This window comes from Paenibacillus sp. P32E (assembly GCF_001909085.1).
Lineage (GTDB): Bacteria > Bacillota > Bacilli > Paenibacillales > Paenibacillaceae > Paenibacillus_AQ > Paenibacillus_AQ helianthi.
In genome coordinates, this window is record NZ_LVYY01000002.1 from 205026 (window position 1) to 219823 (window position 14798).

Annotated in this window: 8 protein-coding genes; all 8 read right to left on the bottom strand. The window is 51.0% G+C overall.

Features of this window, described 5'->3' with window-relative positions; genetic code table 11:
* Positions 1–96: 96 nt before the first annotated feature.
* The 8 genes from A3848_RS03015 to A3848_RS03050 all read right to left on the bottom strand — a co-directional run bounded on the left by A3848_RS03015 (position 97) and on the right by A3848_RS03050 (position 14782).
* On the bottom strand, positions 97–5373 hold the full coding sequence (locus tag A3848_RS03015; protein WP_074083476.1) for a hypothetical protein: 5277 nt from the start codon (positions 5371–5373) through the stop codon (positions 97–99).
* Positions 5374–5476: 103 nt separating this feature from the next.
* A complete protein-coding gene (locus A3848_RS03020; RefSeq protein ID WP_074083477.1) occupies positions 5477–6151 on the bottom strand; it encodes a S1 family peptidase in 675 nt (224 codons plus the stop codon).
* Between the two features lie 183 nt (positions 6152–6334).
* Positions 6335–7465, bottom strand: a complete 1131-nt coding sequence (locus A3848_RS03025) for a response regulator (RefSeq protein WP_074083478.1) — start codon at positions 7463–7465, stop codon at positions 6335–6337.
* A gap of 15 nt (positions 7466–7480) precedes the next feature.
* On the bottom strand, positions 7481–10564 hold the full coding sequence (locus tag A3848_RS03030; RefSeq protein ID WP_256702126.1) for an ATP-binding protein: 3084 nt from the start codon (positions 10562–10564) through the stop codon (positions 7481–7483).
* Positions 10565–10869: 305 nt separating this feature from the next.
* Complete coding sequence (locus A3848_RS03035; protein WP_074083480.1) at positions 10870–11547, bottom strand: ABC transporter ATP-binding protein; 678 nt, start codon at positions 11545–11547, stop codon at positions 10870–10872.
* Positions 11544–12662: an ABC transporter permease gene (locus tag A3848_RS03040; protein WP_074083481.1), complete on the bottom strand. Its 1119-nt coding sequence runs from the start codon at positions 12660–12662 to the stop codon at positions 11544–11546. Before A3848_RS03040 ends, A3848_RS03035 begins: the two co-directional genes overlap by 4 nt.
* Before the next feature lie 69 nt (positions 12663–12731).
* On the bottom strand, positions 12732–14108 hold the full coding sequence (locus A3848_RS03045; RefSeq protein ID WP_074083482.1) for a sensor histidine kinase: 1377 nt from the start codon (positions 14106–14108) through the stop codon (positions 12732–12734).
* On the bottom strand, positions 14105–14782 hold the full coding sequence (locus A3848_RS03050) for a response regulator transcription factor (protein WP_074083483.1): 678 nt from the start codon (positions 14780–14782) through the stop codon (positions 14105–14107). The genes A3848_RS03045 and A3848_RS03050 overlap by 4 nt, the downstream gene beginning before the upstream one ends.
* Positions 14783–14798 lie beyond the last annotated feature (16 nt).

Genomic DNA, 14798 nt, shown 5'->3' on the forward strand with positions numbered 1-14798 from the left:
CTAGGGATGTAGGAAGAAAGCCGGCACCCGAAGAGGGATACTTCCACCTCTTTCGTTCGCCCGCTTTCTCACCCGGTATTAGAGCCTGATGCTAGCTTATGATTCCTTGCCGCCGATAAAGAAGGTGACATACTCTCTTTCTCTCTCTTGCGTTCTGATAATAAGGGTGTACCAGCCAGTCTTCGGGAAGATGACTTGATATTGATTCGCTGTCAGCTCCTGGAGTGGTATTTCCTCGGCGATCGTTTTCATCTGACCCTCCCGGTACAATCCGGTGTGATAGAGCAGCGTATACGCAGCCCTCTCATTAACCCGCTCCTTTCCGCCTACGCTCATCTTGTCATAGCCAAGCACACTGAACGTAATCCGGTTCGTGTCGAACAATACCGTTTCCGCCAGGCTGGAGGACAGTACCTGGCCGTTGCCGATAATCAGCAGACCGCTGTCATTCATGACCATAACCTCCTGCTTGGCAGTCGCCGTATTGCCCACCTGGTCGGTTATTGTATAAGTGACCATCTGTTTGCCTGTCTTGGTCAGATCTAGTGCGCTTACTGTGACCTTCAGCTTATCCGCTGCAGATACATTATCCATTGCGGTGAAGCCGCCAAGATCCCGCAGCGGCTCGAAATCCTTCTGTCCCCGGATTACCGCAGTCACCGGACGTTTCAGCTGAATCTCCGGCGCCGTGTTATCCAGTCCGTCCACTTGAATGGCCGACACAACGGTGCGACCCAGAAGATCACTCAGTACCATTCTGGTATTGCCGTTTGCGCGGTAGGTGACGGTATAGGCATAGTTGCCGTCCGCGTCGCTGATTTTGTTGGCATAGCCAGTTCCCTGCACCACCGGGACAGCTCCTGCGAACATCTGGTTAGGCTCATCAATCCGCCCACTCAGCGTTACCTTCACCGCACCCTTGGCATAGGTCTTGCCGTTGATGGTGACCCGCTTGCCTGCCTCCAGCGGCTGCCCGGTCCCGTCCACAAATTCCTGGGTAATCCGCGGCTGCAACAGGTCAGGAGCAATATTGGCAATGGTCTCCTCCAGAGCCGCAGTATTGCCCTGCCGGTCCTGTACAATGAGCTTGACCGGATCGTTCTGAAGCATGACCGCTGGATTCTTACCTTGTACTACTTGGAAATCCTCGCTGCCCGGCAAGCTTTTTTCTGCCGTCAGCGTTACTCCGGTCGACAACAGCACGTTGCCCAGAGTGTCCAGAATCGTCTTGAAGGATTTGGAGCCGCCTATTCCGTAGGCATAGCTCTTGACCAGAGATACTTCCGGAGGCGTTCTGTCGATATTATTCACCGTCGCCTTAGTAGAGCCCAAGTTCCCTGCTTCATCCTCAAATTCGAAGGTGAATGAACCGTTGTCCTTGAAAATATAGCTGTCTCTTCCTCCATTGTTCACAATACGCACCGGCTCGGAGGTAGAGAGCTTGGCAGTCACATTCCCTCTTGTAGGTCCGGTTATGTTGTATTCAACCACTCCTACTGGCGGGGTCAAATCGATATTGCTCACTACCGCCAGCAGCTGGGTCTTGCGCTCCGGCGCTGTCAGGTCAACCAGATTAAAGGTATAGAGGCCATTTTGCGAAATCTTGAAGGTATTGCCCTTCACCCGCTCTGCCAGAGCTGGATTATCTGCCGCAGGGGTCACCTTGATCCCTGTGGCCACAGCTATGCTCAACGAAATACCACCGCTCTTTGTCGGCCTCAGAGTACTGTAAGAGGCCAGACCATACAGAGGATCGGCCGTAGCATCGAAATGGCTCGTATCAATAGATACAGGAGTGCTCTCCACACCCGAAGGTGAACGGAATTTGGCCTTTAACTGAAGCTGGTCAGTTGAGGTCTGTTGAACAGCCACCTGCACGAAATTCGTGTAGGGTCTCCACAATCCCCATGTGGTGCCATTGTCGCTGGAGACAGAGTATTCAAACCCGTCCTTGGAGACACTCTTCAGCTCCAGCTGAAGGATCGCCTTGCTTCCCTGCCCGCTGCCGCTTTCAAAAGCAACCAGATCGGACTGCAGCACCTCCACTGGAGAGGTATCCGCACGGTACAAGCGGAAGGTTCCGGTGTGGGTGACGGCACTGTTGCCCAGTCCATCCCGGGCATACACATACAGGACGTAGCCTGCCGATTGGCCAGGAGCCAGCTGACTGCTGTCCAGAACGGCCTTACCGTCCTCCGGAAGCGGCAGCCAGCCACCGGAGGATTCCTCCGGCGGAGCAGCATTCTCCGGCAACCACTGGTACTCCACCACTGTCCCGGATGGGTTATACAGCTCGTTTGAGGTCACAAGCACTGAATAAGCCGGACGGGGGTAGCTCACACCGTTCAGACTGAATGTGATTTCAGGAGCGGCATTGTCGAACCGGTACAGTGTGCTGTAGTCGTAGTACCGCACATTCCCATCTTCTTTGAGCCGGATATGAAGGTACTGCTCTCCGTTCAGACCGTAGACCGCCTGAACGACACCGCGGTAGACCGAATCCGTCACACTGACGTCTTTATACACAGACTCCATCGCCGTTGTACGGTACAGGCTCTCAGCTGGCCGGACAGCAGAAGGACTGAAGACGTACTGCAGCTCCAGTACCGCCGCTCCCCGAGCGGTAACTTCGATATCCTGACTTCGGATATAGGATTCCGGCGCTTCTGGAGTGAAGGAGATGCTGACTTCTCTGGCAGAGTCAACCACAACATGCTCAACCATCTGGAATTCAGCCGTATTTCCGGCTCTGTCGGAAGTTCTCAAGTACAGAATATATTCCCCGTCTTCTACTACATTGTTCAGAGTCGTCACACTACGATCCGAAGGAACAACGTGCCAATCCAGCTCTCCGGGGGTTTCCCCCACCTTAACCCACTGAAATTGCAGCGAAGCAGGATCAATGCCGCTGTGTTCATCCGATGCCCCGACTGTTGCCTTGACTACGGCCGTATGATTAATTCCGGAGATGGAAGCGCCAAGGACTGGAGCCTTGTTGTCCAGCAGAATGGCGGTCTTGCCGTAAATCCAGTTGGAATCGTCATGCTTGAAGTCCGCCGCCGTCCACAAGGACAGATCGCCGTAATCACCGACCGCTTCAAGGGCTTTGCCGTTCGCATACGTTTCCGCATCCGCCTCGGATGCTCCGGTATGAGTAGCCTTGTACTCGTTGATCCAGCCATTGTAAGAGGCAGCATGGCTGGACTTATATGTCTTCATCTTCTCGTACTGCATGAGCTCACGGGCCGAATCCCAGGTCATATCCGCCGTCCAAGTATGCAGGTACCAGGTCCCGCTACCTTCAGCCATTAGTGCCTTGGCGGGTGGAGACAGCAGATTGGTGCTATTGTTGGCCACCATCAGATTGAAATCATCCAGTTCACCGGTATACAGCCCTTCCCGGGGCTGCTGTCCTGTAAGTGAGTAGCGCTTAACCGCCGCGAACTCGTCGGCTTCTTTTCCGGCCAGCGGATCATCCGGACTCTGGCTCCAGTAATAGTAGACCAGACCCAGATTCGCAGATTCACCCGAGGAGCCTGTCATATTAAGCGGCCGGTAAATGCCGCGGCTTGGTCTTGGCTGTCCGGCCTCATCCGGGTCGAGAGGAGGTGCGATGACTTGAGGATCACGGGCATCAATGGTGATCTTGCCTGACCGTGCCCACGAGTTCCCCGTTGCACCCGGCGTATCGTAGAGATATTTGAAGCTCGGGTCGGTATTGTCAATGGACAGCTTCGCCCAGTCAATCTTGGTATTCGGAACCTGCCGGGAGGGATCTGTCGGAGCCGGAGCCGCCGATTTGCTGGTATTCACAGGATCCGTCAGCAGATTGCCGGCATAATCCTGAAGCACTCCCTTGTCCGCATAAGCAGGCCTATCGCCGGCTCTGGACGAATGGGTCAGGGCAATGACCTTAAGCAGTGCCACATCCAGATCGTCCTCCGTCACGGCCGCCCGGAAAGTCCAAAGCGATGAATTTTCCCCTTCAACATAATAGGCTTTCATCCCATTGTTGAAATACAGGAACAACCCGTCCGCCGACAATCCTTTTTTAGCGATAACGTCTTCCGTCAGCCGCACCTTGAAATCCAGGGTATCCCCCTTGTTCAATGTGCTTCCCGTCACAATATCCGGCTGGATACCGTTGGCAGCGAAGCTATATTTGGGCGGAACCGCATCAACAATAACCCTGAAACCGTCACTGGCATTGCCCGGGTCGGCCGTTGCATCGAATGGATTAATAGCCTTACCGCGAAGAAAGATATCGCCTGCAGCAGCAGAAGCCCGCTGGCCGAAGTTACTGACAATCAGCGGATTACCGGCTGCATCATGAAAATCGGCATCGATGACTTTCTGCTTCAGTGACTTCTCATTCAGGTTGATTCCGGACGGAAGTGTACTTATCTCGCCGCCGTTCACAATAGGCAGATTGCCCGTATGCTGGTAATTAGCCGCTTTATAGGTATAGCTAAGCTTGTCGGTGAACTGAGCCCAGCTTGTTGCTGCGGGCAGCTGCATCCCCTGATTCTCCCCGTCGGCAGGCAATCCCGTTCCCGAAGGATTGGTGAACAGATCATGCCGCATAAGGTCGGCTGCTTCTCCGGAAGATGCCTTGAGCGGCTCACTGAACGGGTAGGTCAGATTCACTTCGTCGCCCCATTTCACCAGCAGCTCTTTCTCATCAATCGTAGTATTGTCACGCTGCGTTCCCGTAGTATCAAAGATGTAATCCTTAACGGTAGGCGCAATCACATCACGGAAGTTCAAGTGGATGCCGGTGACCGTACCAGACCCCCAGCTCTCTAAGTGAATGGTGATCACATCATCGGGTTCCAGATCAACCCAGTCTGTCGTCTGGTCATCCCGGTTAGGTCCGGCTCCCACATAATCCTCGCGGTACCATCTCCCCAGATTTTTACTGTGGACCTCCACTTCTGCACTGTCATCATCCGATTCATATAGACTGCGAATATAAACTCTGAACTGCCCTTCCCCTTCCGCCAGTTGCTTCAGTTGAGGGTTGTCAGCGATCCGAATGGTCGCATTAAGCACATCAGCGTCACCCAAATGCGGCCCGCCGTCCAGATCGCCGTCAACTTTATCAATGGTAACTCCAGGAACCACATTGCCATTCTGCACTTTGGAGAACCATCCAAAAGCGTTGACTAGCAGAGCATCCGATTCGGTATCTTCGTCATAGTCGGATGTTTTTTCCGGGTACCAGTCGCCATTGTGCAGAAGCTTCGTTCCGGACACATACACATCCTCATAGCTTCCCGCTGCATTCACCTGTTGTCCCGGCCACGGCATACCGGCCGTCAGCATCACTGCGGCCAGTACGGTGGTCAGGCTTTTTTTAGCCCATGTTCTCATTCATGCACCCTCCTGCCAGGATTTTGGTTAACGAATCTGATCTATGTAGTAAATATCTCTTAACCGCCTGCCCCCACCGGCAGACCCGGGTTCTGCGCCGGTTCTACATTCCTGTCCGGCTGACTACCCGCTTCACTGTCTCTGCATCTACCGCCAGGTGAATGCCGTTCATCGTACGCAGTGAGCCAGACAGCAGTCCAGCCGCATATCCGTCCTGGTCAATCAGCGGCCCTCCGGACATGCCATTGACCAGCGTTGCTGACATCAAAATACGTTTCCTGCCGTTAATAGCCACACCGGGTGCATTCACGATTCCCTCGGTGATGATCTTGGTCTCTTTCAGAGGATAACCAATGGCAAACACCTTCTCCCCATGCTTGACCGGGCCAGTACGCAAGGACAGATACGGATAGGGATTGTCCTTACCAGGGGACGGCAGCTTCAGCACCGCTGTATCCGCCACCTCATCGAATACCAGCACCCTGCAGACGGCTTCAACGCCGTCATTTCTTACACAGACAAGCCGCGCCGCCCCTTCCACCACATGATAGGCCGTGATAGCTGTGCCATCTGGCTGAATCAGAAATCCGCTGCCTACATCCTTGACTGTGCCATCCTCCCGAAACGCCCGCACATAGAACACCGCTTGCTCTGCATAGGTGTAAAGCCCCTCCGCATCATACTGAGCCGGCGTCTGTGCCATGGAGACAGGTGCAGTGTTCTGCAGCAAAAACACGGCAAAGACCACCAGAATGAGCGCTCCGAACTTTCGCCGCATTGGCCCACCATCCTTTCCATACATGACTTTAGTCACATTCCTAAGCTCCATTATAGAAACGCATTCTCTCAAATTTCTCTCAGATTCGCGGCATGATGTCGAAATACGTCAATAATGATCCATAAAAAAACGACCTCTTCCTCCACTGAATTGTGGATTTCAAGGTCATTTTGGGGCATAAAACTACCCTTGGTTATCTTTTATGTAGCCAATAGCGAGATCCTGCAATTCCCGGGATGGTGCTATTCCAAATTCTATGCAGTACCTTTCTTCAAAATTGGTATAAAACGTACGTAATCTCTCCCATTTTCCGCTCGCTGCATACACTTCCATGAGCAACATACATATATTTTCTTCAAAAGGATATATCTCCAAACTATCACTCAGTCTTTGCTCTGCACGGATCCAATCTTTCCGGGTCAGGCAGAGTCGGCCCAGATCATAGACCACGGACAAAAACCGCTTGCGGTAGTCTTCTTCCAGCCAATGCTTCCATAAGTAGTCCTTACGGTCAAACAGATGCCCTTGATACATCATGCACAAGCTTTCCAGCCGTGCAATTTCCCCGTGAGCATCAGACTGTGCAGAGTTGTAACGCTGAAACTCCAGCAGGTCGTACGTAGTCTCAAGGACCTCCAGCAAATATCCTTCCCCGGTTTTGCCTATATCTAGGCCAAGCTGATGCTCCTTTAGGATTTTTTTCAGCCGGTAGACCGTATTATGCAAATTATGAACCGATCGTGCTTCATCCATCTCGGGCCACAAAGCATCGACAAGCTGCCACTTCCCCGCTTCCTGATTGGGATAACACAGCAGATAGGCAAACAGCTCCTCAGTCTTACGTGTGGGCCAACGCACCAAATCCCCCTTGAAATTGCGAACCTCGAAACCGCCAAAACAGCGGATAGATGTTCTCTGGGAGTGTAGATCCATGTTCGTCGAAACCGGCCTCCCAGATTCCTTCAGTAGACGATCCGTAATACGCTGGACACTGGCGGGCGTAATGGGCTTCAGAATGTAATCAAAGGCGAATACATTGAAAGCCTCCAAAGCATATTCCTTGTGGGCCGTAGTGAAAACAATACGTGTGTGTTCGCAGCAATCAATCATTCTGCCCGCCAGCTCCAGCCCGGATAGCTTAGGCATCTCTACATCCAAAAAGGCAATATCCGGTTTAAGGGACGGCAGAGCCTCCAGAGCCTCTAACGGATTACTGAAAGCACCCACCACTTGGCAATCGGGGTTTCTTCCAACAACCACCTTCATTAGCTCCAGGATCGGTTTTTCATCCTCCACAACAACTACTGTGAACAATAATCTCTTCCTCCTTTACCCTTCCTTGTTATGCTCGAGCGGCAGGGCTATCATCACTTTGGTCCCACAGCCCAGTTTCGAGCTCACAGTTAAGACCGCACCGGGTATCGACTCCAATCTGCGCCGGATATTAAAAATACCGATCCCCCCCGTACCTTCCCGTGGCCGTTCACCACTGGAAATGCGGTACAGTACGTCGTCGGAGATACCAGAACCGTTATCCTCTATCGTTATCAGCAGACTATGTTCCTCTTCTGCAACCGTGAGTGTAACCAGTCCTTGCCCGTCCTTGTCAAACAGTCCGTGACGAATAGCATTTTCTACGAGCGGCTGGATAATCAGGGAAGGGATTTGAAAGTTCTTCAAGCCTTCGTTCACATCACTAACAAATTCAAAACGGTCATCAAAACGGGCCAGATCAATCTCTACGTATGCATCGATCAACTCCAGCTCTCTGCCCAGAGGAACAAATATCTCTTTATGATCCATATCCAGAATATAGCGCAGATACTGGCTAAGACTGGACAGCAGGTAAGCCGCCTTCTCTCCATCCGTATAGCAGAAGGAGATTACGCTGCTCAAGGCATTGTAGAGGAAATGTGGCTTAATCTGAGCCTGATAAAAGGCCAGTTCATTCTGAATGGCCTGATGAATGGAGGTCTTCATGACCAGCAATGTCTGAATTCTGGCAATCAGAGTCTCCCCGTCAAACGGTTTGCTCAAATAATCATTGGCTCCTGCCGCAAAGCCCAGTGCAATATCCTGTGACCGGTCCTTGGCGGTAGCGAACAGTATTGGTAAATCCAGAATGGTATACTTTTCACGCAGCTTACGGCATAGCTCGATTCCTGACATATCCGGCATCATCACATCAAGAATGACGAGATCAATCCGGGGGTACCGGCTGACTTTGTCCAGCGCTTCCCTGCCCGACAGTGCAGTCAGCACATTATACGGATGTCTCCGCAAAATAGTAAGAAGAGCGTGAATATTGGAGGCCTCGTCATCTACAATCAGAATTGTATATTCATATTGCTCTGTAATCTCCAGAGAACCGGACTTGCGTGGATTTCGAAACCGGGGTAGCTCCGCTTCATTATCCGCTGCAGACCTGCGTTCTTTAGCACTTGGAATGGTAAAGGCCATACGGGTCCCCTTCCCCGCCTCGGTCCAGTCCAAGCGGATTTGTCCGCCCATTCCCTCTACCAGCTTGCGGCTGATATACAACCCGACCCCCATGCCCGAGTACCTGCCTTCAGGCCCGCTTGCGCCAAAGGGATCATCCCGTACGAGCAAGTCAGATTGTTTGTCCGGAGCTATACCTTCGCCCGTATCCTGAACAAACAAATGAACCAAGTTATCCGCAATCGTCCCATTGACAGAGATCATTCCTCTATCCGTATGTTTGATTGCGTTATGTACAAGGTTATATAAAATTTGTCTAAAGCGGTTTTCATCCGCATGAACCCACAATTTCGGAGATACCTGATTCACCAGAGCCACATCTTTATCGGCCAGCTCGAATTGCAGCACATCCAGTACAATCTGTACTGCCGCCCGCACGTTCACAACCGAAAATTGCATTTGCAGATCCCCATGCTTGAGCCGTGTAACATCAATCAAATCCTGCATTAGCATGGACAGCTTCACTGCCGTATCTTTTACTAGCCACAGACTTTCAAGCTGCCCGGCTGACAGAGTGCCCTCGGAATTATCCAGAAGGGATGATGAAATATTCATAATTCCATGCAGCGGGGTTCTAAGCTCGTGAGAGGTATGAATGAGAAATTCATCTTTGATCTGATTGGAGACCATAAGCTCATGAGTCAGGGCTTGGGTTTTCTCGAAGGTGCGGGAGAAGCGGATTGCCAGCAACGTATTCATCAGCATGACAAATCCCAAAGCAGCCAGCTTGCTGACAATATCAGACGCCAGAATATTTTCCGTTGACAGAAGATCCCCTACCAGATAGATCATCATTGACACAATTGCCAGTATGAACAGGATCAATTCTTTACTCTCATGTGTCCCTTTCTTAGAAATGATCCAGAGAAAAACTAACCTCGCAATAATATAAATATCCACAAGAACCAGATAGAGCAGATACTCCGGTTTAACTTCGTTATAGATCCTGTAGGGTAAGATCAGTATGGCTGCAGCATAAGCAGTAAAAGGGCCAATCAGCAGTATCTGCAGCTTTCTGGACATCAACCGGCTGTTGAGTGAAGAAAAAAGTAAAATACCCAGTACAGGGATCATAAAAAAAATACTGAGATCCATGAGCTTGTAGGTCACATTGAACGAGATATCCGGCAGCAGACGCTGGAAGAGTTTCTCGTCCTGAAGCATCTGACTCACTGAAAAACATAACAGGAATATTCCACAATACAGATTGCTTCTGTCCCTGCGCTCAGGGAAATACATGGTTAGCTGGTGGGCGCCGAACATAATAAAGATCAGAATGCAAGCCAAATCCGCACCAATGCCAAAGGCTCCTAACCAGAGGATTTCTTTCTGTGCTCCAAACTGAATGGGACGGATCACGCCTCCATTAATAAATTCGTAGTTGGCAACCTGAATAACAATATCAATCGTTTCATCACTGGAATGAAAAAAAACGGTATACGGCGTATTACCCGGGTGGCTTTGCTCTTTAGCCTTCACCGGAACACCACTCTCACCCTCCAGCTTCCCGTTAATGTATAACTTGTGCGACATGCGGATATTGTTAATTTTGATCCCGTAGACCGAATCACCGTTCGGAACCAGCAGCTTCAGATGATAGGTGCCATACCCTTTTCGGTGCATTCCCTCGTTCTTATGCTTCCCTTCCCACGCTCCAGGCACGTTCAAATAAAGCTGTCCCTTTACCGTTTCTTCGTTCAGATCAGCCGGCGTTAACAGCCTTCCTTCATAGAAATCCCATTCGCCGTTCAAATTCACCAAGCCTTGATCAGGAAGACGGGTTTCCCTTAAGTCCAGCACTCCATGCTTAGCAAGCGGCATCACCGCACTCTTAAGCGATTCCATATATAAAAACAGCAGCCCAAACGCGAGCAACGCCACCACTACAATCAAAAATTTGCCCCAACTCTTCATAAGTAACCCCATTCTGCACATACTCGACGAATATATCATACGATATCAATCTCTCAAGAAACTCACAAGCAATAATTATTCGATTTGTTTGCGATGTTGCTTGATTAGTTAGCATACAAAAAATCCAAAAGGATCAGATCCCTCTGGATTTATCATAAATCACCTTCGTCACTCTATATAAACTTATCTTTTAAAACTCATGATTCAGCTTCATCAGCGCCTACTTCCGGGTCTGTGACACATAGCTGCGTCTGATGTCCAGATTGTGTAGTGTCACGTCTTCCCGGTCCCAGCCTATTCATCCCTTACTGCTCAACCAGCACGCCATCCTGCAAATGATACACCCGGTCGCACCATTCCAGCATACGCTCGTCATGGGTTACCATAACCGCAGCTTTGCCTTCGTTCTTCACCTCGTCTGCGATCATCTGCACAACCTCCTTGCCGCGGCTGAAATCGAGGCTGGCTGTCGGCTCATCCGCGAACAGAACCGCCGGCTTATTCATCCACGCTCTGGCAATCGCCACACGCTGCTTCTCCCCGCCGGAGAGCTTCTCAGGGTAATGATTCCGCCGCTCCCAAATTCCCAGCCGCTTCAATAGATAAGCTGAACGCTCTTTGGCTTCCTTGGTACTGAGCTTCGCCAGTTTAGCCACATACAGTAATTGCTCCTCTACTTTCAGATACGGAAGAAGCTGTGCGCTTTGGAACATAAAGCCGATTTTTTGTAGCCGCAGCTCGGTTAAGGCGCTTTTGTCCTTGTTGCCCAGCGGCTCACCATCGATGTAGATTTCCCCGCTGGTCGGAGTCAGCAGCGCCCCTGCGGCGGAGAGAAAGGTGCTTTTCCCTGTGCCTGAAGGCCCCAGTACTGCAACAAATTCACTATCATTTACAGTAAGATCAAGATGATTCAAGATGGTCCTTGCCCCATCTCCGTCACCATACGTATGAGTCACTTGCTTCATCATCAGTTTGGCACTCATGCTCCAGTCCTCCCAATCGCATCTAAGGCGTCTACTTTTGCTACTTTGGCTACAGAAATTAGCGACCCCAGCAGCGACATACCGATAAACAGCACACTGGTCAGCCCAATCGTCTGGCCTTTCAGCTGAAATGGCATCGTATCCGGCAGCCCCATATTCATCCCAAAGGTCAGCAGCAGGCTGATCGTCAGACTAGCTACTGAGAGGATCAGCACCTGACCGACCACACTCCAGGCTAAATAGGACATTTTGGTGCCCATTGCCTTCAAGATACCGAACTGGCTGGACTTTTGGATCGTGATCACATAGAAGAATACCGCAAGCACGAACCCAGAGATCACGAACAGGAATACGATCATCATCAAGAGTGAATTTTGTTCGGCAGAATAACCTGGGATGCTGGCAATCGCCTGTTTTTGTGTAATGACCTCTACATTGTTCAGCTTGCTTGTGATCTGTGCTGCAACAGAGGAAGTAGTCTTGAGTGCAATAACATTATAAGGGACCTGCTGAGCGCTGCTGCCGCCCTGTCCTGTACCCTGTCTCATCGCCTGCCAGTCCAGATTGTTGATGTATACGACAGGAGTATGGCTGTAGGAGCTGTCCTTTACAAAACCGGCGACCTTAAAGGTCAGCCCTGAAGCTTGATCCTTGACCAGACTGCCGATGCTGATTCCCGACTCTTTGAGCTTCGAATCCACAACGACACTGCCCTTGGTTTCATTGGTAATGCCATCGCCCTGAACCACCTTTGGTTTCAGCATACCATCCATATCTACTGCAAAAAAAGTAATGTCCGCCTTCACATCGGCACCGTCTGCCGTAATCGTGCTCATTTGCACCGCCAGCGGTGTTGCGTTCTTTTCCCCGACCATCGAACGGGCGGCAGTAAGCTCCGTCTCACTTAATTGGGAACGTCTGAACGCATGATCAGCGTCACTTTGCACGGCAAAATAGTTCGCGGACATATTTTCCACGGCTGAAACATTGGCATAAGCCAGACCCCGCGCCAACCCGGTTACGAACAAGACCAGAAACGAAACCAGCAGCATAATGACCATAATGAGGCTGTAGCGTGCTTTGGAGTGCCTCATCTCCCTCAATGCCAAAAACATGTAACCACTCCTTCTAATCTGTATAACCACAGTTTAGAAGATGAAAATGAACGGAGTATGAATAGAAAATTACAGAAGCGGCAGCGTTACCGTAAAAGTCGTCCCTTTCCCGAGATGGCTCTCTGCTTCGATGGTTCCGCCGTGCACTTCGATGATTTTACGCACAATGGATAATCCAAGTCCGGTACTGTTACTGTCACGGGTACGTGCACGGTCCACTTTATAAAAGCGGTCAAATATCATCGGAAGCTGATCCTCTGGAATGCCTTCGCCATTATCCGCAAAGCTTATGACACAGCTGTGGTCAGAGACTTCCGCCGAAATCGAGATCGACCCGCCGGCTTGGGTATATTTTACCGCATTGGACAACAGATTCATCCATACCTGATAGAGCAGATTGGAATCGCCCTGAAGGGTGATATCCGCTGCATGCAGCCGTACGGCAAGCTCCTTCTCCGTCAGCCGCCACTCCATAATCTGCACAACCTGGCGCAGCTGCGCCCGGAGATCAATGCTTCTCTTATCCAGCGCATTTCCGTCATAATCGAGCGATGACAAGGTAAGCAGCTGCTTGCTTAGCATCGACAGCCTCCGGCTCTCCTCATCAATAATGGACAGGTACTCTATCCGCTGCTGATCCGGGAGAGTAGCATCCTTAAGAGCATGGGCGAAGCCCTGAATAGAGGTCAATGGCGATTCGATCTCATGCGAGACGTTGGCGACAAATTCCTGCCGTGACCGGTTCGTCCGCTCCAGTTCCCGGCTCATGACCATAAAGTGGGATGCCAGCTGGCCGATTTCATCGCGCCGTGCCGTGTAGAGCTTGATATCGTATCTGCCCTTGGAGATTTTTTTCGTAGCTTCCGTCAACCGGGTGATCGGCCTAACCACATGAAAGACAGTAATCAGAACAAACCAGAGGCTGAACAGAATCGTAACCGCAATAAGTACCGCAAAAAAGATCCGCAGCTCGCCAAACTGCACTTCGGCATCCGGACGCATAAACAGTGCATAGGTCTGGCCGTGAATATGTATGGGAACGCCTATCGAATTGCTGAGCTGATTATCAAAAAAGCCTGTAATGAACATTTGACTGGGAAAGTCAGCCACACCATGGTAGATGCCTCCGGCCAGCACTTTTTGCAGCTCGCCTTCCTTCAGATCATTTTTACGGAAAGGCAGACCATAAAACCGTTCATCGCCTTGATCGTTCGAGAGATACATCTTGTATCCCAAGGAGGCTGTGCTTAGCAGATATTCTTCCACAGCATCCGGGTGATCTTCTATAAAGGACTGCAGGCCAAGGGCCATTTTGGTCAGCTTTGCGTCGTTCTGCGGTTTGATTTTGACCTGATAATAAGCGTTGGACATGAGAAATCCCAGCACGCTGCTGATCACAATCACCGAGCAGAACAATATACTCATTCTTACATACAGGGATTTCATAGATTCACCATTTCCACTTTGTAGCCGATGCCGCGGACCGTGCGGATGGTAAAATCATTCTTGTATCCGCTGAACCGGTCGCGCAGGCGTTTGATATGCACATCTACCGTCCGCTCATCCCCCTCGTAATCCGCGCCCCATACCAGCTCAATCAGCTCGCTGCGCGAGAACAGCCGGCCGGGGTACTGCGCAAGCTGGGCCAGCAGCTCGAACTCCTTCACCGGCAGTAAAAGCACATCATTCCCGTCGCTGATCTCATAATTCTTGCGGTCAATCACCAGAGAATTCAGGCGGATCTTGTCGCTTGCAGCCACGGAGTAGCGGCGGAACAGCGCTTTGATGCGGAACAAAAGCTCTTCCGGTTCAAACGGCTTTGTCACATAGTCATCGGTCCCGCGCAAATATCCCTGCTCCTTGTCGCTGAGCTGCTGGCGCGCGGTAAGCAGGATAACCGGAATATCGTAGGTCTCCCGGATGTACTCACACAACTCAAGCCCGTCCATATAGGGCATCATCACATCGACCACGGCCAGATCTACTGTACTCTTCTTCATCAGACCCATCGCCTCGCGGCCGTCGGCAGCTTCCAGCACCTGATACCCTTCCCTCGTCAGTACATGCCGCAATAGGGTGCGGATATTCATATCATCGTCGGCCACTATTATTTTCTTCATCTCTATCACTCCCTGG